This window comes from Bradyrhizobium tropiciagri (assembly GCF_018130505.1).
GTDB classification, from domain to species: Bacteria; Pseudomonadota; Alphaproteobacteria; order Rhizobiales; family Xanthobacteraceae; genus Bradyrhizobium; species Bradyrhizobium tropiciagri_B.
Genome location: NZ_JAFCKH010000009.1, coordinates 130,001 through 152,630 on the forward strand (window position 1 = coordinate 130,001; position 22,630 = coordinate 152,630).

A 22,630-nucleotide genomic window follows, 5' to 3' on the forward strand; every position below is an offset into this window, starting at 1 on the left:
CATGAACGTAGCGTCCATCACGTCGGGCGCGCAGCTTGCCTCGGTAACCCTTCCGCAGCTTCTGCAAGCCCGACGCATCGAGCGGCCAACGGCCGTCGCATATCGCCAGAAGCGTGCCGGTGAATGGATATCGGTGTCGTGGCAGGACTATGCGACCAAGGTATGCGGCCTGGCGGGTGCCCTGCAGCAGGCGGGGCTGGCGCGCGGCGACCGCGTCGCCATCATGGGAGACGTGTCCCAGGAATGGTTGCTCGCCGACATGGCAACCATGTGCGCCGGCGCCGTGACGGTGGGAGTGTACTTCACGTCATCGGTCGAGGAGGTGGATTACTATCTCGGCGATTCCGGGGCCAGATTCGCGTTCGTGGGAGATGCGTCGCAACTGCGTACGCTGCTTGCCGCCAACAACGCCGCGGCTCTCAGCAAAATCGTCGTGATGGATCCGTCCTGGTCAGAAGAAGGCAGTGCGAGAAACGTCGTCTCGCTTGCAGAATTCTGCGGGGCAATCTCGCTCGATTGCGACGCCTTTCTCCGCGAACAGGTCGCGGTTGCCAAGACCGACGAGCTCGCGAGCATCGGCTATACGTCGGGTACGACGGGGTATCCGAAAGGCGCCATGCTGACGCACCTGTCGTTGCTCGCCGGTGGTCACGTTCAGACGACGTTCCATCCGACCATTCGGACGGAAATTCATCGGCTGGTGGTCCATCTGCCGATGTCGCATACCGTCGCGCGAGCCCAGGCAACCACATTGCCGCTGTTGTCCGGAGCAGTTCCCCACTTCGGGGAAACGACCGCCGCCTTCGCGCAGACCATCCGGGAAGCCAAGCCGACCTACTACATGGCTCCGCCGCGCTTCTATCAGAGATTTGCGACCCAGATCCTCAGCATGGTTCACTCGGCGAGCCCCAAACAAAGGAAAGACTACCAGTTGGCGATGCGGATCGCGCGCAAGGCGCTCGACGATCGGCAAGCGGGGCGGGCACCGGACCAGTATCTGAGCGATCTGTTCGCGGCATGTCGCAGGCACATCTTCGGTCCCTTGTTGGCGGAGGTCGGCTTTGACGAATTGAAGATCGCCTATACGTCGTCCGCTCCGATGCCGTCGGAGGTCATGACGCTCTGGCAGCTGTGGGGCTTGAATCTCAAGGAATGCTACGGTCAGACCGAAATGGTCGGAGGAAATCTCGTCCAGATGGAGGACTGGCCGAAAGCCGGTAGCGTGGGCATTCCGGTGCGGGATCCGGCCTGGGAAACCGCGGTGCTCGAAGACGGCGAGATGATCGTTCGAGGACCAGGATTGTTCACGGGCTATTGGAACAAGCCCGAAGAAACGAAGTCGGCTCTGCGCGACGGGTGGCTGTATACGGGCGATATCGCCGAAATCGGGCAGGACGGAAGCTTCAAGCTGGTCGATCGGAAGAAGGAGATCATCAACACCTCCGGCGGAAAGTCGGTCAGTCCGACCCAGATCGAGAATGAGATCCGCCAGAGCCCGTATATCTCCGAAGCCGCCGTGATCGGCGAGGGCAAGAAATACCTGACCGCCCTCATCGAGGTCGATGCCACCGCGACGTTGGATTGGGCCAGGTCGCGCGATGCCGATGTCAGGCAATATGCCGACCTCGCGGAATCGGAGATCGTCATACGGATGATCGAAGGAGAGGTCGCGAAGGCGAACAACCGCCTTGCGCGCGCCGAGCAGATCAAGGCCTTCCGTATCCTCCCCGAGGAGCTGTCCCCGGAGAACGGCGTCATGACACCGACGCGAAAGAAGCGCCGCAAGCAGCTGATGGAGCGATATCAGGCGCTGATCGATACACTCTATGACGAATCCGAGGAGAGGTTGATCAAGGCGCAGGTTGGTTAGCCCGGGCGGAAAGGATCGGTGCGTCATGAAGGTAAAGCACGTCTATCTCACGGCCAGTCATCCGGCGAGGCTTGCCGAGTTCTATGCGAAGGCGGGCCTTTCGATCCGCTTTGCGGATGGTGAGCGCTGGATCCAGTTCCGGACCGAAGGTGCGGCCTTCTGTGTTTCGGGGCTCGAAGAGTCTGCTTCTACGCCATCCACGAATGCGGTCGTGGTCTTCGAGGTCGACCACCTCGAGCCGGTCCTCGATCGAGTCGTCGCCGCGGGCGCGACCTTGATAGCCCCCGTGCGAGACATGGGCAGCCATGGACGTGTGGCGCAGGTCCGCGATCCGGACGGCAACGTGATCCAGTTCTTCGAGGCCGCCACCAAACCGAATGAATAGCCGCCATGCGCACAGGAATCCTGCAGAAGCCTCGACGCCATTTCGCGGAGTTGGACGTGACGAACGAGTTGATGTCGGCGGACCCGACAAAGGGCCTCGGAGGTGCTCGATTGATCGATAGCGCTTCCTTCAAGACGGCGCTCAGGAATGTCAGCGGGAGCGTGTCGATCGTGACGTCGGGCCGCGCGCCGGAACGGCACGGCCTGACCGTCACCGCCGCATCATCGCTGTCGGTCGACCCGTCGACCGTCCTGGTTTGCGTCAACAAGTCGGCCGGCGCGCACGACACGATCGTCCGGACCGGATGCTTCGGCTGGAACGTGTTGACCGCCGGCGATGTGGACCTCGCGCAGAAGTTCGCGGGGATGGATGGAAGCAAAGGGGATATCCGCTTCAGCGAAGGCAGGTGGGCGGAACTGGTGTCGGGGTCGCCCATCCTGATCGGTTCGCTGTGCAGTTTCGATTGCCAGGTGATCGGCATGCATCCGGTGGGAACCCACACGGTGTTCTTCGGTGCGGTCTTAGGCGAGGTCCATCGGGACAATTACGAAGGTCTCATCTACCGGCAAGGCAGGTTCGCAGTTCCACAAGTCCTTCCCGAAGCGGGCCGCTGAGCCTGCTTCGGGAAGCTAATCAACATCCATACAGGGAGGAATGCAGATGGGGGACACCTTCAACAAGGATTTGACGCGGCGGACCGTTCTCGGCGGTGGAGTTGGCCTCGCCGCCGGTTTGATGCCATGGCACGCGAGGGCTGCGTCCCGCACGGTCAAGGTCGGTTCGATCATGCCCAGCAGCGGCGTGCTGGCCTTCCCGGGTCAGGCCTGCGTGCGTGGAATCAACGTCGGAGCCAGGTTCGCCAAGGAACGCTTTGGCGTCGAGATGGAGATTGTACACGCGGATACGCAGAGCAAGCCCGAAAACGGCCGCATCGCCGCGGATAACCTCATCAGGCAGGGTTGCACCGTGCTCATCGGAGCATGGGACTCGGGGGCGACCATCTCCGCCCTGCAAGCGGCCGAAGCCGCCAAGGTGCCCATGGTGGTGCACATCGCGAGCGCCACACAGGTCACCTCGCAGGGCTTCACCCAGGTATTCCGTTTCTATCCGACGTCGCTGACGATCGTTCGGCAGTCGCTGCTCGAGTTGAAGTCGATCCTTTCCAGCGTCGACAATCCGCCCAAGACTGCCGCAGTGCTGCATCTCAACAATACGATGGGGCAGTCGACGGCCGCGAGCATCGACCAGGCGTGGAAAGAGGTCGATGTGCCCCTGAAGATCGCCGAGTACGTTCCCTACGACGAAAAGGCGAGGGACCTTTCCGTTGAAGTCGCGAAGGCAAAGGCGTCGGGAGCGGACGCCCTGGTGTCGGTGACGCGCGTCAACGACGCGATCATGATCACCCGCGAATGCATCAAGCAGGGATGGAATCCCAAGCTGATCTTTTCGCCGAACTCGAACGGCGTACAGGACAAGGCGTACTACAACGCGCTCGGCAAATATGGCGACGGCGCGATCCTGTCGACGGTCTGGTACAACCCGAAAGCGCCGGATACCGCCGCAATCATCAAGAGCTTCGAGGCTAGCTATCCCAATGAGTGGCTGGATGCCAATTCCGGATGCGCCTTCGAGGCGGTCCAGATCGTCGCCGACGCCGTCGTCCGGGCAAATTCGTCGGTCTCCGCGGACATCCACGCCGCTCTCAAGAAGACCGATATGGATCCCATCCTGATGTATTGCGGCAAGATCAAGTTCGACGGCAGCGGACAGAACATCAATAGCGCCGTCACCATGCTGCAGGGACAGGGCGGCAGCCCGAAAGTCATTTCGCCTCGCGCTATCGCCGACGCAAGCTTGCAGTATCCGCTCAAGCCATTCGAGGCCCGGTGATGGCGCTGCTCTGGGCAAACGTGGTGATAAGCGGGGTCCTGATCGGCCTCGTATACGGGCTGATCGCACTCGGCCTCACCATCATCTTCGGCGTGATCAGGGTCGTGAATTTTGCCCACGGTGCGATGGTCGTGTTCGGCCTGTACGTCGGATACTGTACCGGACTTTGGTGGGGAATGCCGACGATCCTGGCTGCGCTGCTGGCCGGCGTCCTGATGTTCGGGGTTGGTTATTGCCTGGAAAGCGCGGTGGTGACGCGGTTCGTCACCCGGCCGCATCACGTCCAGTTCATTCTGTTCATCGGCATCTCGCTCCTGTTCACCGGCATCCAGCTGATCTGGTTCGGGCCGGACCCCCGGCCCTCCGTGTCGCAATTGTCGTTCGAGACGATTTCGCTGCGAGGCATTCGGATCGACCTCGCCCGATTGCAGGCCGCCTGTGCCACGACCGTTCTGATCCTGGCGCTGGCAGCGTTTCTCAAATACTCGCTATTCGGCCGATACATTCGCGCGGCCGCCGACAATCGGCTCGGAGGGCTGATCGTCGGAATCCCAATTCCGAAGATTTACGCGATCACGTTTGGAATCGGCACCGCGTGTGCCGGCTTCGCCGGAGCTTTGATTTCGCCTCTGTTTGATGCGCAGCCGTATCTCGCCGTCGATTTTACACTGCTGGCGTTCGTTACCGTTATTGTCGGAGGACTGGGAAGTTTCGTCGGGGCGCTGATCGGCGGCTTGACGATCGGCGTGACCGAGGCGGTTGCCGCGCTGTTGTTTGCACCGTCGATGAAGACCGCCCTGTCGTACGCTCTGCTCATCGTGGTGCTCATTCTGCGTCCCAAGGGGTTCTTCGGTGCAAAAGAGGTTTGAGTCTCGTCCTGACTTCGCCGCCGTGGCTGGGACCATGGTACTGTTCGCGGCACTCGCGCTGCTCGGGGCCGTGTTCAACTCATACCTGATCTCGCTGCTGACGATCGTGTTCCTGTTTGCCTTCATCGGGCAATCCTGGAGCCTCATGCTTGGCCTCGGCGGGCAGCTATCCATCGGCCACGCGCTATTTGTCGGAATCGGTGCCTATTCTGTTGCGGTGCTGGATATCAAGTATGGCCTCAGCCCGTGGTTGGGATTGCTCGTGGGATCCGCGATCGCCGGCGCGGTGGGCGCCGCGCTGGCCTGGTTGAGCTTTCGCTTCGAGGTGCGCGGAATCTACTTCGGGCTGTTGACCATCGCCGCGGCGGAATTTGCCCGAGTGATGTTCAGCGGCTGGGAGTTCGTGGGCGGGATGCAGGGTCTGTTCTTTCCGGCTCAATCCGGGGAGAGCTCCCTGCTGATGCTACGCGGAGGCGCTCGCTTCTACTACTTCGTCGCGCTCGGCGCCGTTGCGATCGGCGTCGGCGTGACGGCGCTGATCAGGAAATCCTTCCTGGGCTACGTGTGGCGGGCGATGCGCGACGATGAGGATGCCTCCAGGGCGCTCGGCGTCAGGACCTTCCTCCACAAGGTTCTGGTGGTATCGATCTCCGGCGCCTGGGCGGCGGTTGGCGGCGGCCTCCTGGCCCTGGTTCAAGGATCGATCTTTCCCGACTCGATCATGGGAATGGGGATTTCGATCGACGTCCTGATCGGGCCGATCGTCGGCGGCTTGGGAACGGCGTTCGGTCCGCTGATCGGAGCGCTCATCATCATTCCCCTGGACCATCTGATGAGCGCATTCAGCGACTCCATCGGGATTCCCGGCTTGAACAATGTCGCCTACGGCATCGTCCTCATCGCTGTCGTCTGGTTCCTGCCGGATGGCGTGTGGCCGGCACTGATTGGCCGCTTCAGATCGCAAAAGAGATTACCGTCCATTCGCAGCCAGATTGTTCAGACCCAGGAGGTCAGGCAGTGACGGCGCTTCTCGAGCTTAGTCATGTTTCTAAGCGTTTTGGCGGCTTGCTCGCGGTCGACGACGTCAGCTTCAGCTTGAAGGAACGCTCCATCACGGCGCTCGTGGGTCCCAACGGGGCCGGCAAGACGACATGCTTCAATATGATAGCCGGCGCCTTCCGGCCGACCGCCGGCACGATACGCTTTGAAGGAGGAATGATCTCCGGGCAACGCGCCGAGGCGATATGCCGTCTGGGTATTGGGCGAACGTTTCAGATCGTCCGACCGATGCGCGATATGACCGTGCTGGAGAACGCAATGGTCGGCGCGTTCAGTTGGACGAGGAAAGTTCCGGAAGCGAGAGAAACTGCCTTGGAGATGCTGGAGACGGTTGGCCTTGCATCAAAAGCGCATGCGTCGATCGGCCAGCTGACGCTTCCCGATCGAAAAATGCTCGAAACAGCAAAAGCTCTGTCGACGCGACCGCGCCTGTTGTTGCTCGATGAGGTGATGGCGGGGCTCCGTCCGACCGAGGCGGCATCCGTCGTTCGCGTTCTTCGTCGTCTGGTTGAACGCGGATTGACGATCCTGCTCGTCGAGCATGTCATGCGAATTGTGATGGAGGCGGCCGAGAACGTCGTGGTTCTCCACCACGGCGCGAAGATCGCCGAGGGCATGCCGGAGTATATCGTGAAGCATCCCGAAGTTCTTGCGGGATACCTGGGAGACGGCTTCCGTGGCTAGAGAACCCGTGTTGGCCGTCGAAGGCTTGAACGTGAGTTATGCCGGATCGGCTGCTCTGAACGGTGTCTCGCTCGTCGTGCAGGCGGAAGAACTGATCTGCGTGATAGGAGCCAATGGCGCGGGAAAGACGTCCCTGATCCGCAGCATTGCGGGCATCGTCGGTCCAGCAAGTGGCCGGATTGTCTGGCGCGGCAAAGACATCGTGGGCATGTCCCCCTGGGAGATCTGCGAGCTCGGAATCGCCCAGGTCCCCGAAGGCCGCGAGGTATTTGCGAATCTGTCGGTGGAGGACAATCTGGTGATTGGAGGGTCGCTCAAGCGGGCGCGCGGGCGGCGAGACGCCAATTTGCAGCGCGTCTACGAATTGTTTCCGCGCCTGGATGAGCGGCGACGACAGTCGGCGGGAACACTCTCGGGCGGCGAGCAACAGATGGTTGCCATCGGCCGGGCGATGATGTCGGAACCGGAGATGATCATGTTCGATGAACCGTCGATCGGGCTGTCGCCCGCGCTCACCACCGTGATGTTCGACGTCGTCAAAAGGCTGCATGACGACAAGATCACGATCCTCCTCGTGGAGCAGAACGTGGCGAGCTCCCTTTCCATCGGAAATCGAGGGTACGTCCTCGAGAATGGAAGCGTCGTTCTCGAGGGAAGCGGGCAAGACCTGCTTTCCAACGAGGATGTAAGGCGTGCCTATCTGGGGCTTTAGTCGAAAGTTTGAAGTCCCGTCAGTTTTGTGCGCTCGGCCAGGAAGCGCCGCGGGCTCTTTCCCAAGGTCTTCTTGAACATTGTAATGAACGCACTCGGAGATTCGTATCCGAGGTCGAGCGAGACCGTCTGGACGGACGCTCCGGCGGACAGGCGCTGCAAGGCGACCAGGATGTGGAGCCGCTGCCGCCAGCGACCGAACGTCATTCCGGTTTCCTTCACGATCAGGCGGGCGAGCGTGCGCTCGCTCATCGCATAACGAGCTGCCCATTCGTCGAGTGTGCTCCGGTCTCCCGGTTCATGCAGCAGCGAAGCAGCAAGCTGCTGCAGCCGGCTGTCCGAGGAGATCGGCAGGTACATCTGTTCCGTCGACATTTGCACCAGTTCATCGAGCAGGACGCGGCCCAGCCGGCTGGTCGGGCCTTCGATCGGATACAGGGGCGGAAATGCCGCGAGGCGTTGGATCAACTCGCGAACGAGAGGTGATATCGTGAATGTGCAGCAAAAGTCGGGAAGCTTGGTCGCGGAAGGCTCGATGAAGACAACGTAGATCTTGCCGAAATCGGAGACGCAGTTGCTGTGCAGCACGCCCCCGGGTATCCAGACCGCCCCTTGTGGAGGAACAATCCATAGTCCACCCGGCGCGCGGCACATGACCGATCCACGCGAAGCCACCACCAACTGCCCTTTCGCGTGCGAGTGCAGCGGCAGTTCGTCGTCGTTCTCCCCGGTCTCGATGCAGAAGGCGGCGACGGGGCGGTCGACCTGATCCGGATCGATCGGGGTATAGTTGATCCGAAGGTCGGGAAGCTTGAGCCTCGGCAAACCATAGTCATCATCGGCAGTGGATGTCTGCATCGCGTTCGCTCGCTTGGGGTCGAAAATCAGCCTTCCACATCTTGAGCGGTCGATCGCAAGTCGGCTCGCAAGGATTTTCCGGCCCGAGCATAGCTTTCCAGGCCGGCCGCGGCCAGCCGAAAAGATGGCGCGTGACGTGAGCCGGCGGCATCCCGATCAGTGCGAGATGTCGTAGGGAAGGATATCCCGGCGATTGCGGTGAATCGTCAGCTTGCTCTTCAGCGGAGGAACTGCGCGTTGCGGACAGTTGGCGCGCTCGCAGATGCGACAGGAGATTCCGATCGGGTCAAAGGCCGACTTGCTCGTCAGATCAAGCCCGTCCGCGTAGACGAATTCCCGCGCGTAGGAGACTTCGCAGCCGAGGGCGATCGCAAAGCGCGGCCGCGGCATCCCGAAGCCGCCGTGCCCCTTCGCCAACTCGGTCGCGACGCAAAGAAAGCGAATCCCGTCGGGTGTTTCGGCAAGCTGGCGAATGATGCGGCTTGGCGATTCAAACGCCTGGTGAACGTTCCAGAGCGGGCACGCTGCTCCATAGCGGGCAAACTGCAGCTTGGCCGCGCTGTGGCGCTTGGTGATGTTTCCGGCCCGATCGACGCGCGCAAAGAATACGGGAACACCCTTTTGTCCAGGGCGCTGCAACGTCGAAAGCCGGTGCGCGACTTGCTCCAGGCTTGCGCCGAAGCGCGTCGCGATCAATTCGAGATCGTGGCGCAGATCTCGCGCCGTCGTCAGAAATTGCTGGTAAGGCAAGACTACGGCGCCTGCGAAATAATTCCGAAGGCCGGCCTTGCACACCTCTCGCGCATCGGCGCTGCGGAACTCAGCGCGACCCGCAATGGCTTCGGTCTGCTCCTCCCGCTCCAGCGCCGCGATCTGAAGCGCCAATTGGAAGCTGCGTGTGGCGGCAGGCAGATAGGGATTGATAAACAGCGTGCGAGACGCGGCATCGAACCGCCTCAGCGCGCTTTCGTCGGGATCGGTCCTGCGAATTCGTATGCCGTGTCGCGACTCCAGATATTTGGCGAGTGCAGCATTCGCATCGCTGTTCGGAATGCCGAGCTCGAGCGCGAGGCTTTCGCCCGAAACATCGAGTTCGTGGATGTAGTTGTCGACCAGATGGAAGAAGTCCCTTACTTCCTCGTAAGCGGTCGGCTCGACCGTCCAGTTGCCGATGTGCCCGTCCAAGCTCGCGAGCTGTTCACTGTTGCGACGGTAGGCCTGATGGCAGCTCAGCAGAGCCTGGGCGAAGCCAGGCGCGTTCTGGACCACGAGCTTCAATTCCTGAAAGCCCGGTGAGTAGGGCGCAAAGACGGGATCCGCCAGCGCCTCGGTGAGCATCGAGATGACGCGGTCGCTGTCGTTCGCCGAAATGGAGCTGAAGTCGATGCCGAAGCGATCTGCAAGCAAAACCAGGACGGACGCCGAGACTGGACGCTGATTGTTCTCGATCTGATTGAGATAGCTCGTGGAGATTCCCAACCGCTCCGCAAAGGCCCCCTGCGTGAGCTTTGCGGTTTCGCGAATTTCGCGGACACGCCGTCCGATGAAGAGCTTTCCCGGGGTCATTCGCAAGTTCGCAAGTTGCAATTCGCAATATTATAGAGTGTGCATTTGTGCACTTTCAAGCCTTTTCCATGCGAGATTGCGCCGATATTGAACGTCTTGAGCTGGGCGCGACTGCCATCGTTGCCGCTCGCTGAGATCGTGTTGAGTAGCAGGCACATGCTTTGCGCGAGCTGCCTCCAGACGTCATCCGAAAGGAACCTGATCGTGAAATCGCATATCGTCCGAGTGCACAAATCCTCCGAAAAGCTTGGGAGAGCGGAACAGCTTGCCTGGAGGATCGCCGAGGTTGCGTCCGACTCCGTCGCCGTCGAGCCGGCGGTGATCGAGATGATCGGCAATCGGATTATCGACAATGCTGCCGTTGCGGCGGCTTCGCTGGCGCGCCGTCCCGTCGTCAGCGCCCGCGCGCAGGCACTGGCACATCCCATCGAGCCCGGCGCCACCGTGTTCGGCCTGGCGCGGTCGCAGCGGCTCTCGCCGGAGTGGGCGGCCTGGGCTAATGGCGTTGCGGTCCGTGAGCTCGACTTCCACGACACGTTTCTGGCGGCCGATTACTCGCATCCCGGCGACAATATTCCGCCGATCCTCGCGGTCGCCCAGCATTGCGGTTTCGACGGTCGCGCGCTGCTTCGCGGGCTTGCGGCCGGCTATGAGATCCAGGTCGACCTCGTGAAAGGCATTTGCCTGCACGAGCACAAGATCGATCACATCGCGCATCTCGGTCCTTCCGCCGCGGCGGGCATCGGGGCGCTGCTCGATCTCCCCACCGAAACGATCTATCAGGCCGTGCAGCAGGCCCTGCACGTCACGACCACGACGCGACAGTCCCGCAAGGGCGAAATTTCAAGCTGGAAGGCGTACGCGCCGGCCTTCGCCGGAAAAATGGCGGTCGAAGCCGTCGATCGCGCGATGCGCGGCGAAGGGGCGCCGTCGCCTGCGTGGGAGGGCGAAGACGGTTTCATCGCCTGGCTGCTCTCGGGTCCAAAGGCGGAATACAGCGTTTCTCTCCCGCAGAAGGGCGAGCCGAAGCGCGCCATTCTCGATACCTACACCAAGGAACATTCGGCAGAATATCAGAGCCAGGCCCTGATCGACCTCGCGCGTCGAATGCGACCGCGGATCGGTGATCTCTCCGGGATCGAGAGTATCGTCATTCACACCAGCCACCATACGCATCATGTGATCGGCACCGGCGCGAACGATCCGCAGAAGATGGATCCGACGGCCAGCCGAGAAACGCTCGACCATTCCATCATGTATATTTTTGCGGTCGCGCTGGAGGATGGCGGTTGGCATCACCAGAACTCCTACGCGCCTGAGCGTGCCGCGCGTCCCGAGACGGTGGCGCTGTGGCACAAGATCTCGACGGTTGAAGATCCCCGATGGACGCAGCGCTATCACAGCCACGATCCGCGGGAGAAAGCCTTCGGCGGGCGTGTCGTCATTACGCTCAAAGGTGGCTCCACCATCAGTGATGAGATCGCGGTTGCCGACGCCCATCCGCTCGGTGCGCGCCCGTTCGCCCGGCCCGAATACGTTGCCAAGTTCCGCAGCCTCGCCGATGGCATCATTGCGCCGCAGGAACAGGATCGTTTCCTTGCCCTGGTGGAGCGCTTGCCGGACCTGAAGGCTGAGGAGCTGACCGGTCTCACATTCACTGTCGACCGCGAGCAACTCGGGACGGCGAAATCAGCGGGCATCTTCGATTGGTCCCGCGCTTCCGCCGGCCGTTCTGTCGCCGCGGAATAGACGGGAGGATCATCGATGACCACCGAAACGACACGACCGGCTGCAAAGAAATCCGTCGCGCTGTCCGGCGTGGTTGCGGGCAACACGGCACTCTGCACGGTCGGCCGCACCGGCAACGATCTGCATTATCGCGGCTACAATATCCTCGATGTGGCGGAAACCTGTGAATTCGAGGAGATCGCGCATCTGCTGGTTCACGGCAGCCTGCCGACATCCTCCGAGCTCGCGGCCTACAAGACCAAGTTGAAGAGCCTGCGTGGCCTTCCGATCGCCGTGCGCAATGCACTCGAGGCGCTTCCGGCGGCCGCACATCCGATGGACGTGATGCGCAGCGGGGTCTCCATGCTCGGCTGCGTGCTGCCCGAAGCGCCGGATCACAACCATGGCGGCGCGCGCGACGTGGCCGACCGTCTCCTGGCTTCGCTCGGCTCGATGCTGCTGTATTGGCATCATTTCGCGCAGAATGGCCGCCGGATCGATGTCGAGACCGACGATGATACGATCGGCGGACATTTCCTGCACCTGCTGCATGGACGCAAGCCCGCGCAGTCGCACATCCGATCCATGCATACATCGCTCAATCTCTATGCCGAGCACGAGTTCAACGCCTCGACCTTCACCGCCCGCTCGATCGCGGGAACGGGTGCGGACATTCATTCCGCAATCACGGGCGCGATCGGAGCGCTGCGCGGTCCCAAGCACGGCGGCGCGAACGAGGTCGCGTTCGAGGTGCAGAAGCGATACGAGGGTGTCGAGGATGCCGAGGCTGACATTCGCCGCCGTGTCGCGGCGAAGGAGGTTGTCATCGGCTTCGGCCATCCGGTCTACACCATCTCCGATCCGCGCAACCGGATCATCAAGGAGGTCGCGCGGCGACTGTCGTCGGAGGCGGGCACGATGAAGATGTTCGAGATCGCGGACCGCGTCGAGGCCGTGATGGCCGAGACCAAGCGGATGTTCGCCAATCTCGACTGGTTCAGCGCGGTGTCCTACCATATGATGGGTGTGCCGACCGCGATGTTCACGCCGCTGTTCGTGATCGCGCGAACCTCCGGCTGGGCGGCTCACATCATCGAGCAGCGCATGGACAACAAGATCATCCGGCCGTCGGCAAACTACGTAGGTCCGGAGAATCTGGCGTTCGTGCCTATCGAACTGCGCGGCCATTCGCCTTCTTCCGTGCGCGCGGCATAAGGAGGTCCCATGCCCTACCTCGTTGCTTCCGATCTCTCCTCCGAATCCGCCGGCCGTCGATTCCGCGACTTGTTGAGGCAGCCGCGCATCCTGAAGCTTCCCGGCGTCCATAATGGGATGGCCGCGCTGCAGGCCAAACGGGCGGGATTTGCCGGTCTGTACCTGTCCGGTGCGGCGATGACGGCATCCATGGGACTTCCGGACCTCGGCATCATTACCGTGGACGAGGTGAGCTTCTTTATCCGCCAGATCGTGCGAGCGTCCGGATTGCCGCTGCTCGCGGACGCAGACACCGGCTATGGCGAGGCTCTCAATGTCATGCACGCCGTTCGGGTCTTCGAGGAGGCGGGCGCGGGCGCCCTCCATCTCGAGGACCAGTTGCTGCCGAAGAAATGCGGGCATTTGAACGACAAGAGACTTGTCGACCCGCATGATATGGCCGCAAAGGTCGCGGCCGCCGCGAAGGCGCGGCGCGATCTCGTGATTATTGCGCGCACCGACGCTGCTGCAAGCGAAGGCCTGGATGGGGCCGTTGCCCGCGCCAGGCTCTACATGGAGGCGGGGGCCGACGCGATCTTCCCGGAGGCCCTCAACACGGAAGAGATGTTCCGCGCCTTCGCGAAGCGCATGCCGGGCGTTCCCCTGCTTGCCAACATGACGGAGTTCGGCAGGACGCCGTTCTTCACCGCGGCGGAATTCGAGGCCATGGGATACGCCATGGTGATCTGGCCTGTATCGTCGCTGCGGGTCGCGAACAAGGCGCAGGAAGAACTCTACGCAGCCATCGCGCGCGATGGCGGGACGCATAACGTCGTCGATCGCATGCAAACCCGCGTCGAGCTGTACGACACCATCGCGTTGCACGATTACGAGGCGCTCGATGCCTCGATCGTGCAGACGATCATCCCCGAGGGCATGCCGCAGAAGACGTCCGCGCCGGGGTGAGGTAGCGATATTCGCCTTCCAGGAGGGTAAGCGTCACTTGCGCTACAGGACGTCGCCAAGCTCGGAACGATGACGCTTGCCGCGTCAGCGGGTAGCCGCCGCGAGCTTCTCACGCAAAAATTCCCGCAGGCAGGTCGCTACAGTTCGAACCGGAGCCGAGCGCTTCAGGTCGGTATGAAAAACCAGCCACACTTCGCGTTGTGCGATCTTGTCCCGCCGTGCCCGTGCGAGGATTGGATCGGCTGCCGCGATGAAGTCGGGTAGCGCGGCGACCCCTCCGCCGGCGCGCACGAGTGCAAGCTGAAGCTCGAGTGTGCTCGATCGGAGCGCCAGCGGCTTGTCGCCCGCAAGCCGGCGAAGGGCGGCCTGCTGAGCCGCGCCTTCGAGAGCCTCGTCATAGCCGATGAACGTCCAGTCCGAAGCGCTGGTGGTTTCCAGATAGTCCCGGCTTCCGTACAAATGGAATGTCACCGCGCCGACTTTCGAAGCCGTGAGATCGCCTTCGAGCGGCCGGTTGAAACGCACAGCGATATCGGCTTCGCGCTGATTGAGTGACGAGTAGCGGGTCTCGGCGAGTATTCGGATGGTGAGCCCAGGGTGCGAACGGCGCAGTTTGACAATCGGCTCGGCCAACATCGTGGCCGCCAGCACCGGGGTTGCGCTGACGGTCACTTCACCGGAGATCTCGGCTCGCTCGCCGCTGGCCGTTCGCTCGATCGCCTGAGCCTGCGCGTCCATCGGCCCGACCAGACCGGCGACGCGCTTGCCCGCCGCGGTCAACAGCAGTTGTCGGCCGCGGCGGTCCACCAGCCGCAGTCCGAGTTCCTGCTCCAGCGCCGCGATACGGCGCGCGATGGTCGCATGCTCGACGGCAAGGAGACGTGCGGCGGCGGAGAGCGTACCGCTGCGCGCGAGGGCGGCGAAGGACTTCAGGTTTTCCCAGTCGGCCATTGTGCGAAAATTCACATCGACTGCGCAGTTCTAGCGAATTCACAACGAAAAGCCAGCTCGCCAATTTACGGGAGACAAAGCCAATCGGTGAGGCGGCACGACATGCTCGATCTCTATTACTGGACCACGCCAAACGGCCACAAGGTGACGATCTTCCTCGAGGAGAGCGGCTTACCCTATCGCATCATTGCGGTGAACATCTCGGCGGGTGAGCAATTCGCGCCCGAGTTTCTCAAGATCGCGCCGAACAACCGTATTCCCGCGCTGCTCGACCACGAGCCGCCCGGAGGCGGGGAGGCGATCTCGGTTTTCGAGTCGGGCGCCATCCTGCTCTACCTTGCCGAGAAGACCGGGCGGTTCATCCCGCGTGACGTCCGAGCTCGCGCGGACGTGCTGCAATGGCTGTTTTGGCAGATGGGAGGGCTCGGACCCATGGCCGGGCAGAACCATCATTTCGTGCAGTATGCGCCGGAGCGTATCCCGTACGCCATGGCACGCTACGTCAACGAGACCAACCGGCTCTATGGCGTGCTCGATAGGCGGCTCGCGGACCACGAGTACATCGCCGGCGGCGACTACACGATCGCCGATATGGCGTCCTATCCCTGGATCGTGCCGCACCAGCGGCAGCAGCAGAACCTGGATGACTTTCCGCATCTGAAGCGCTGGTTCCTTGCCGTGCAGGCGCGGCCCGCGACGGTCAGGGCCTACGACCTTGCCCGAACGATCAACACGCAGCCGACAGTGACCGAGAACGCGAAAGCCGTGCTGTTCGGGCAAACGGCTTCGCACCGGCGAGCGCCGACCTGAGGCCGCAACGATGATCGCGCTGCTGTTCATCCTGGGCCGGATCGCTCCCGACATTCGAGCCCGTATCCAAACATTGTTTCACAAAGCGAGGAGAAAGCATGACCGTCACACACCCTGTTGAAACCGTTGCCGCACCCGCGCGGCGATCGATCGACTACAGCAAGATCCCCTACCAGTTGCCGCAGCCTGTGGGCATGCTCGCCGATACGCTCATAGCTTCGGCCCTCGAAATCGGTGGCGACGAGCGTTTGTGGGTGCCGCAAGCGAACGGCGTCGCGTTCAAGCCGCTCCTGCTCAACGTCAGCCAGGGCTATTTCGTCAACCTGATCCGGGCGCGTGCCTCGGGCGTCGTGTCCCGCCATCGTCATGCCGGCCCGGTTCACGGCTTCACGCTCCGCGGCAGATGGCACTATCTGGAGCACGACTGGGTTTCATCCGCCGGCGATTACGTTTTCGAGCCGCCTGGCGAGACCCACACGCTGGTCGTTCCGGATGATGTGGAAGAGATGGTGACGTTGTTTCACGTCACCAGCGGCTACACCTACGTCGATCCGCATGGCGTTGCGCTCGGCTACGAGGACGCCTTCACCAAGCTCGAACAGGTGACTCGACACTACAAGCAGGTTGGAATCGGCGATGACTACATCGGGAAGCTAATCCGATGACGAGGCGCGCAACCGTTGATGTCGGTGGAGTTCCGATCAGCTACCTCACTTCCGGCGACAGCGGCCCGCTGGTGCTGATGCTTCACGGCACATATTGGAGCCGTGTCTGGCAGCCCGTGCTCGACGAAATCGCCGCGGCTGGGTTGCGTCCCGTTGCCGTCGATTTCCCGGGCTTTGGACGATCCGGAGGTGCGCTCGCAGGCGCCGAGGCATCGGTTCCCCGATTGGCGGCCTGGATCCCCGGTTTCCTCGACGCTCTCGGCCATAAGGGACCGATCATGCTCGCAGGTCACGATATTGGCGGCGGCGTCGCACAATACGTGCTGGTAAGCGGCGCGGTTGAGGTGTCACGCTTGGCGCTCGTGAACGCCGTCATGTACAACTCCTGGCCCGCGCCGGCAGTCGCCCGCTTCCGCGACCCGGCAGTCGCCGCCGCGACCTCGACCGAGGACGTTGTGGCTGCGCGCCGCGAGTCGGTTGCCAAGGCGCTCGCGCGGCCGGCAAGCGAAGCCGAGATGACGGAGTATCTGCAGCCCTGGACCGATCCGCGGGTCGCGCGGTCGTGGCTGGCGCTTGCAGGCGCGGCCGACCATCGCCATACGCTCGAGCTCCTGCCCCAGCTCGGCCAGTCGGACACGCCAAAGCTGCTGGTCTGGGGCGAAGACGACCAGTTCCAAACGATCGACTATGCCGAGCGGTTCGTTCGCGAAATTCCGGCGAGCAGGCTGATCAAGATCAAGGCAGCCGGTCATATCCCGATGGAAAACAATCCGCAGGCTGTGGCTCGCGCTCTCGCCGGGTTTTTTACCGGGGCTTGAAGTTCACGATGCGGCGATCGCCGGTTACGGCGCCGCCGCATTTGATCATCGACGTCGCCATTCGATAACGACACAGTGCGCCGCTTCGTGCGTCTTCCTCGACACCGAGCCCTGAGGGAGGCGCACGGGCGGCGTAAGTCGTTTGATGCGCTCCGGAAGCGCGCGGTGATGACCGCGGTGGTCATTGATTGAAGTCGGCCTTCCCGTCCGGGCGGTGTCAGCAAGCCGCGCGAAGAATGGTCATGACGTCAGCTGCCGCTTCGATCGGGCGTAGATTTGCTTTGACAAATGCGTTGTTGAGGCCGGTCTCCGCCACGCGGGGCAGGGTGCTTAGGTCTACACCGAGCTGTGACAGCCGTGTCGGTAGACCGAGCGATTCGATGAAATAGCGGACTGCATCTGCCGCCGATTGGCCGGCTTCGCCAAATATTGCTGCGAGCTCGGCCTGCTGTGTGGCAGAGACCGGCGCATTAAAGGCAAGGACTGCGGGAAGCAGCACGCAGGAGGTCATGCCATGCGGGACACCTGCAATCGCTCCGAGCTGATGGCCCAGTCCGTGACTGGCGCCGTAGCGGACGCGGCCGATGCTGGATCCTGAGAGCCAGGTACCGAGCTGGCAGCGATGACGGGCCTCGATGTCGGCAGGATCGGCGTGCGCTGCACTCAGGCCTTCGCGCAGCAGCGCCAGTCCACGCACGGCGAGGGCGTCGGTAAACGGATTGGCGTCTCGGGAAAGAACAGTTTCAATTCCATGGTCGACCGAGCGAATGCCGGTCGACAGCCAGAGATCGAGTGAGGTCTGCGCGCCGAGCCACGGATCGTAAACGATCATGTCCGGCGCCAGGGTCTCGGACATGAAGATGTGCTTCACACGGCTCTCGACATCGGTCGCGCCGGCGATGATGCCGAATTCTGCCGCCGATAGCGTGGTCGGTACGGCAATGATCGGAATACTGCGTGCTCCGGGAGAGGGGCGCAAGACTCCGAGGCTGTCGGGCACTGAACGTAGCCCGAGCAACGCGACCCGATCCCGAACTCTCGCACTGGCCGCAAGGCCGGCGATCTTGATGGCGTCGATTGCACTGCCCCCGCCGAAGACGACGATCAGATCGGGATTTTGGCGCTCGATCGTTTCGGTGAGCGAGAGCACGACGTCGAATGGCGTGTGCGGCTTGAGGTCGGAGAAGACCGGGAGTGCCGATGGTCCGAGGCGCGCGAGCGTGGCTTCGACAACAGGATTGCCAAGCAATGATGACGTGACGATCGGCAAGATACGGGTGGAACTGCGGGCCTTCGCCAACTGCTGGACCGCGTCTTCGGCATGTGCGCCGTAATGCACTGACGGCTGGCGCAGCAGGGCCAGTCCGCCAGAAGCGACGTTCGCCGCGTGTTTGGGATGGTCGGCGGACGATGTCGTCATAGTATGCGCCTTGCTTCGTCGTGGCCGGATTGACTCTTGGTCCAAGTATTCAATTATTGTCGGACAAAAATGGCTTTGGCAATGGCGCGTAGTGGAATATTCGGCGATGAGTCTACTTGACTTCCAGCTTCGTTCTTTTATTGTCGGACAATAATGATATTGGAGCGCGAGTTGGAGGACGCCGGATCAGAGCTGATAGGCACCGATTCGATGTCGGCTGCGGATGGTGCGCAGTCCGACTGGGCACGCCTTGCGCGCTATTTGGACGGCCGCGGCATGAGCCTGGACCTCTCCCAGCCGATCCGGCGCTTTGCCGGCGGACTTGCCAATCGCAACTACCTCGTCGTTGTGGACGGTCAGCCAACCGTCTTGCGTCGTCCGCCGGATGGCGATCTGCCGCCGGGTGCGCACGATATGGCGCGCGAGCATCGCATCCTGTCACGACTTTCCGATGCTCTCCCGTTCGTCCCGAGGGGCCTGCATCATTGCGACGACCGCAGCGTCATCGGCGTTCCCTTTCAACTGATTGAATATCGACCGGGCCTCGTTATCCGCGGGACCGATCTATCGCAGCTGGATGGGCGCGACGATGCGCCGGACGTGCTCTCCGAAATGCTGGTTGCGACGCTGGCGGCGCTTCACGGTGTCGACGCGTGCGAGGCGGGGCTCCAGGATCTCGGCCAGCCTGAAGGATTCATCGGGCGTGCGATTGCCGGGTGGTCGAAGCGCGGGATGCTGGTCGCCGATGGCGCTGCGTTGCAGGCGCTGGTGCGGGACACCTCACACTGGCTGTTGCAGCAAACGTTTCGAGCGCGATCGCCGACGCTGCTTCACTGCGATTTCAAGCTCGACAATCTCATCCTCGATCCACGGACGCTGGGGCCGGTCGCGCTGGTCGATTGGGACATGGGAACGCGCGGAGATCCGCTGTTCGATCTGGCGACGCTGCTCAGCTATTGGGCTGAGCCGAATGATCCGCCGGCGTTGCATCGTCTTCGGCAGATGCCAACGACAAATCCGGGCTTCTGGCGGCGCGCCAGGGTTGCGCAGCACTATGCCGCGCTGACGGGAACCGACATCGACGACCTGCCTTCGATGCGCGTTCTGGCACTGTTCAAGCTTGGCATCGTGTTTCTGCAACTGCACCGCCAATGGGTGAATGGGGCGGTGAAGGACGACCGCTATGCCGATTTCGCGGCTCTCGGCGAAGATATTCTATTGGTCGCGCGCGACGTCTCAAACGGATCTGAAGGTTAAGCCATGGCTGAGCTCGACATGAACTTCTCACTGCCGCCGCACGTGTCGGAGCTGGCGTATCGCGTGAAAACGTTCGTCAAGGACAAGGTTGTCCCGTTCGAAAAGGACACGCGCTGGACCTCCCATGGCCCGACAGATGAGTTGCGTCGCGAACTGAACGGGCTGGCGCGTGAGGCCGGAGTTTTTGCGCCTCATGCACCGGAGGAATATGGCGGTCAGCATCTGTCTCATATCGGTCGTGCGGCTGTTTTCACGGCGGCCGGCTACTCCATGCTGGGTCCCGTCGCACTGCATTGTGCCGCGCCCGATGAAGGCAACATCCATCTGCTCGATGTCGTCGCGCGCGCCGACCAGCGTGAGCGTTACCTCAAGCCGCTCGCGACCGGCGAGGTGCGCTCCTGCTTTTGCATGACGGAGCCTGCCCCCGGTGCGGGGTCTGATCCAGGCCAACTACAGACGACGGCGCGCCGCGACGGCAATCACTGGGTCATCGACGGCGAGAAATGGCTGATCACCGGCGCCGAGGGCGCAGCCTTCGCGATCATCATGGCCAAGGCATATGGCGAAGGGGCCGAAGGCGCCGCCACGATGTTCCTTGCCGATATGTCCGATCCGGCCATCACCATCGAGCGCACGCTCGACACGATCGATTCGAGCTTTGTCGGCGGGCATGCAGTGGTTCGCTTCAACGGACTTCGGGTTCCAGCCGATGCCGTGCTCGGCGAGGTTGGGCAGGGCTTTCGATATGCGCAGGTTCGTCTTGCTCCGGCGCGGCTCACGCATTGCATGCGCTGGCTCGGTTCGGCGATCCGCGCCCAGGAGATTGCAACCGAGTTCGCGCGCCGCCGGACCGCGTTCGGAAAGCCGATCGGCGAGCATGAGGGCGTTTCCTTCATGCTGGCCGACAATGCGATGGACATTCACCTGGCGCAATTGACGATCTGGCATACCGCCTGGGTGCTGGACAGCGGCGAGCGCGGCTCCAGTGAAAGCTCGATGGCGAAGGTGATCTGTTCGGAAGCGATCGCCCGCGTGGCCGACCGTTCGCTGCAAATCCTCGGCGGATTGGGAACGACGCGCGACACCGTCGTGGAACGGTTCTATCGCGATGTCCGTGCCTTCCGCATCTATGACGGTCCCTCCGAAGTGCATCGATGGGCGATCGGACGACGCATTCTCACTCATGGCGCGACCTAGGCGGCGAGCAGGACGCCGAAGCGACAAAACGACAAGAACCGCAACAAGCGGGAGGAAACGACGATGCGAGATATCTGGACGCCCGGCAGAGAGCCGAGTGCGGAAGGCTACGAGGCGCTGCGTGCGAATTTTCGCTGGGACGTCCCGGCGACTTTCAATTTCGGCGCCGATATCATCGACCGCTGGGCTCACGAGCATGATGGCCCGGCCGTGATTTGGGAAAACGAGGCCGGCGACACTCGCACCTATAGCTATTCAGACCTCTCGCGACTATCGAACCGGCTCGCCAACGTGTTGCGCGCGCATGGTGTGGAGAAGGGCGATCGCGTCCTCGTCATGCTGCCGCGCCTGCCGGAATGGTTCATCTCATTGATCGCGATCATGAAGATCGGTGCGGTGCCGATTCCGTGCATCGAGATGCTGACCGCCCGCGACCTCGAATACCGCGTCGAGAATGCCGAGGTGAAGGCCGTGATCTGCCGGGCAGAGCATGCCGCCAAGTTTGCCGCGGTGGAAAAGGCAATTCCGGTACGAATTGCACTCGGCGCCGTTTCCGGCTGGCTCGCATGGGACAAGGAACTGGCGGGTGCATCCGATGTCGCCGAGCAGGCGATCGTGCACGCCGACGACCCCGCGATCATGTACTACACGTCTGGCTCGACCGGACACCCGAAGGGTGTCGTGCATGCCGCGCGTGCCATTTACGCCTGGCGAGTTTCGGCAATCTATTGGCTCGACCTGCGTCCGGGTGAGGTGATCTGGTGTACGGCCGACACCGGCTGGAGCAAGGCCGGGACCAGCATCATCTTCGGTCCGCTGAGCTGCGGCGCGTGCTCGTTCATCTTTGACGGCGCGTTCGTTCCCAAGGATCGTCCGGCGCTGCTTCGCAAGCATCAGGTCACCGTTTATTGCGCGCCCGGCACCGAGCTATCAAAAGTCGTGAACGAGGTGACGTCGCGTAACGATCTGGGGCGATTGCGCCGCGTCGTGACCGCGGGTGAGGCCATGAATCCTGTCGTCGCCGAGCGATGGGAGCGCGCCACCGGCATCCGGATCGACGAGGCCTACGGCCAGACCGAGGCCCTGATGGTGGCGCTCAACTATCCGGGCGAACCGGTCCGTTATGGCTCGATGGGACGGCCGTCACCGGGCTCGGATCTCGACGTGGTCGATGCGCGCGGCATTCGCCTGCCGCCGGGACAGGAGGGCGATCTCGCACTCAAGCTGCCGAATCCGCAACTGATGCAGGGTTACTGGAAGGAGCCGGACCGGACTCAAGCATGCTTCATTGACGGTCCGGACGAACGCTGGTTCCTGACCAGCGATCGTGCCGAGAAAGATGCCGACGGTTACTTCTGGTACCGCGGCCGCTCTGACGATGTCATCAATTCGGCCGGCTACCGCATCGGCCCGATCGAGGTGGAGAATGCACTCGCCGAACATCCGGCAGTCCAGTTCTGCGCCGTGGTGGGCTGTCCGGACGAAGAGCGCGGCGAAATCGTGAAGGCTTTCGTCGTCCTGCGTGACGGAGTGACGCCAGCGCCTGAACTGACGCGGGAATTGCAGGATCACGTCAAGTCGGTTACCGCTCCCTACAAATATCCGCGGGCGATCGAATATGTCGCCGAATTGCCGATGACGATCACGGGCAAGATCCGTCGTCGCGAGTTGCGCGACCTTGAATACGCGCGCGTGCGCGGCGCAGGGTCGACCTAGAGCATGATCCGGAAAA

At 62.3% G+C, this 22,630-nt stretch carries 21 protein-coding genes; 17 read left to right on the forward strand and 4 right to left on the reverse strand.

The features are described from left to right. The first annotated feature begins 1 nt into the window (after position 1). The 8 genes from JQ633_RS23155 to JQ633_RS23190 are packed head-to-tail and all read left to right on the forward strand — an operon-like array spanning position 2 to position 7,469. Positions 2-1,870 (forward strand): AMP-dependent synthetase/ligase, encoded by a 1,869-nt coding sequence (locus tag JQ633_RS23155; RefSeq protein ID WP_211987387.1) that lies wholly within the window; start codon positions 2-4, stop codon positions 1,868-1,870. A gap of 25 nt (positions 1,871-1,895) precedes the next feature. Further along, positions 1,896-2,255, forward strand: coding sequence for a VOC family protein (locus JQ633_RS23160; protein WP_211987388.1), 360 nt, complete (start codon positions 1,896-1,898; stop codon positions 2,253-2,255). Between the two features lie 5 nt (positions 2,256-2,260). Beyond that, on the forward strand, positions 2,261-2,869 hold the full coding sequence (locus tag JQ633_RS23165; protein ID WP_249159569.1) for a flavin reductase family protein: 609 nt from the start codon (positions 2,261-2,263) through the stop codon (positions 2,867-2,869). A gap of 46 nt (positions 2,870-2,915) precedes the next feature. Then, a complete protein-coding gene (locus JQ633_RS23170) occupies positions 2,916-4,145 on the forward strand; it encodes an ABC transporter substrate-binding protein (protein WP_211987389.1) in 1,230 nt (409 codons plus the stop codon). After that, positions 4,145-5,014 (forward strand): branched-chain amino acid ABC transporter permease, encoded by an 870-nt coding sequence (locus tag JQ633_RS23175; RefSeq protein WP_211987390.1) that lies wholly within the window; start codon positions 4,145-4,147, stop codon positions 5,012-5,014. The genes JQ633_RS23170 and JQ633_RS23175 overlap by 1 nt, the downstream gene beginning before the upstream one ends. Before the next feature lie 34 nt (positions 5,015-5,048). After that, positions 5,049-6,035, forward strand: coding sequence for a branched-chain amino acid ABC transporter permease (locus JQ633_RS23180; RefSeq protein ID WP_211987391.1), 987 nt, complete (start codon positions 5,049-5,051; stop codon positions 6,033-6,035). After that, a complete protein-coding gene (locus tag JQ633_RS23185) occupies positions 6,032-6,757 on the forward strand; it encodes an ABC transporter ATP-binding protein (RefSeq protein ID WP_211987392.1) in 726 nt (241 codons plus the stop codon). The genes JQ633_RS23180 and JQ633_RS23185 overlap by 4 nt, the downstream gene beginning before the upstream one ends. Positions 6,758-6,764: 7 nt before the next feature. Further along, positions 6,765-7,469 carry an ABC transporter ATP-binding protein gene (locus JQ633_RS23190; RefSeq protein WP_349631594.1) on the forward strand — a complete coding sequence of 235 codons (705 nt, stop codon included), beginning with the start codon at positions 6,765-6,767 and terminating at the stop codon, positions 7,467-7,469. Here the strand turns inward: JQ633_RS23190 and JQ633_RS23195 are convergent. Both JQ633_RS23195 and JQ633_RS23200 read right to left on the reverse strand, forming a co-directional pair. Further along, positions 7,466-8,326 carry an AraC family transcriptional regulator gene (locus JQ633_RS23195; RefSeq protein ID WP_211987394.1) on the reverse strand — a complete coding sequence of 287 codons (861 nt, stop codon included), beginning with the start codon at positions 8,324-8,326 and terminating at the stop codon, positions 7,466-7,468. The genes JQ633_RS23190 and JQ633_RS23195 overlap by 4 nt on opposite strands. Positions 8,327-8,482: 156 nt before the next feature. Continuing rightward, entirely contained in the window at positions 8,483-9,892 is a 1,410-nt protein-coding gene (locus JQ633_RS23200) for a helix-turn-helix domain-containing protein (protein WP_211987395.1), read from the reverse strand. Positions 9,893-10,096: 204 nt separating this feature from the next. Between JQ633_RS23200 and JQ633_RS23205 the strand changes: the two genes are divergently transcribed. The 3 genes from JQ633_RS23205 to prpB are packed head-to-tail and all read left to right on the forward strand — an operon-like array spanning position 10,097 to position 13,780. Beyond that, positions 10,097-11,641 carry an MmgE/PrpD family protein gene (locus JQ633_RS23205; RefSeq protein WP_211987598.1) on the forward strand — a complete coding sequence of 515 codons (1,545 nt, stop codon included), beginning with the start codon at positions 10,097-10,099 and terminating at the stop codon, positions 11,639-11,641. A 15-nt stretch (positions 11,642-11,656) separates the two neighbouring features. Next, on the forward strand, positions 11,657-12,835 hold the full coding sequence (prpC, locus tag JQ633_RS23210) for a bifunctional 2-methylcitrate synthase/citrate synthase (protein WP_211987396.1): 1,179 nt from the start codon (positions 11,657-11,659) through the stop codon (positions 12,833-12,835). Between the two features lie 9 nt (positions 12,836-12,844). Beyond that, positions 12,845-13,780: a methylisocitrate lyase gene (prpB, locus tag JQ633_RS23215; RefSeq protein WP_211987397.1), complete on the forward strand. Its 936-nt coding sequence runs from the start codon at positions 12,845-12,847 to the stop codon at positions 13,778-13,780. 84 nt (positions 13,781-13,864) lie between these two features. On the opposite strand, the gene JQ633_RS23220 is transcribed toward prpB, so the two are convergent. Further along, positions 13,865-14,731: a LysR family transcriptional regulator gene (locus JQ633_RS23220; protein ID WP_211987398.1), complete on the reverse strand. Its 867-nt coding sequence runs from the start codon at positions 14,729-14,731 to the stop codon at positions 13,865-13,867. Positions 14,732-14,833: 102 nt separating this feature from the next. Between JQ633_RS23220 and JQ633_RS23225 the strand changes: the two genes are divergently transcribed. The 3 genes from JQ633_RS23225 to JQ633_RS23235 all read left to right on the forward strand — a co-directional run bounded on the left by JQ633_RS23225 (position 14,834) and on the right by JQ633_RS23235 (position 17,024). Further along, positions 14,834-15,541 carry a glutathione binding-like protein gene (locus JQ633_RS23225; RefSeq protein WP_211987399.1) on the forward strand — a complete coding sequence of 236 codons (708 nt, stop codon included), beginning with the start codon at positions 14,834-14,836 and terminating at the stop codon, positions 15,539-15,541. Positions 15,542-15,735: 194 nt separating this feature from the next. Next, entirely contained in the window at positions 15,736-16,206 is a 471-nt protein-coding gene (locus tag JQ633_RS23230) for a 2,4'-dihydroxyacetophenone dioxygenase family protein (RefSeq protein ID WP_211987599.1), read from the forward strand. After that, positions 16,203-17,024 carry an alpha/beta fold hydrolase gene (locus JQ633_RS23235; protein ID WP_211987400.1) on the forward strand — a complete coding sequence of 274 codons (822 nt, stop codon included), beginning with the start codon at positions 16,203-16,205 and terminating at the stop codon, positions 17,022-17,024. The genes JQ633_RS23230 and JQ633_RS23235 overlap by 4 nt, the downstream gene beginning before the upstream one ends. 217 nt (positions 17,025-17,241) lie before the next feature. Here JQ633_RS23235 and JQ633_RS23240 read toward each other — a convergent pair whose 3' ends face one another. Continuing rightward, a complete protein-coding gene (locus tag JQ633_RS23240; RefSeq protein ID WP_211987401.1) occupies positions 17,242-18,444 on the reverse strand; it encodes an iron-containing alcohol dehydrogenase in 1,203 nt (400 codons plus the stop codon). Positions 18,445-18,615: 171 nt separating this feature from the next. Here JQ633_RS23240 and JQ633_RS23245 point away from each other — a divergent pair, with 171 nt between their 5' ends. From JQ633_RS23245 to JQ633_RS23255, 3 genes are all read left to right on the forward strand, one after another. Continuing rightward, positions 18,616-19,701, forward strand: a complete 1,086-nt coding sequence (locus JQ633_RS23245) for a phosphotransferase family protein (protein ID WP_211987402.1) — start codon at positions 18,616-18,618, stop codon at positions 19,699-19,701. A gap of 3 nt (positions 19,702-19,704) precedes the next feature. Beyond that, a complete protein-coding gene (locus JQ633_RS23250; protein WP_249159571.1) occupies positions 19,705-20,898 on the forward strand; it encodes an acyl-CoA dehydrogenase family protein in 1,194 nt (397 codons plus the stop codon). A gap of 63 nt (positions 20,899-20,961) precedes the next feature. Then, on the forward strand, positions 20,962-22,614 hold the full coding sequence (locus JQ633_RS23255) for an acyl-CoA synthetase (protein WP_249159572.1): 1,653 nt from the start codon (positions 20,962-20,964) through the stop codon (positions 22,612-22,614). Positions 22,615-22,630: the final 16 nt, after the last annotated feature.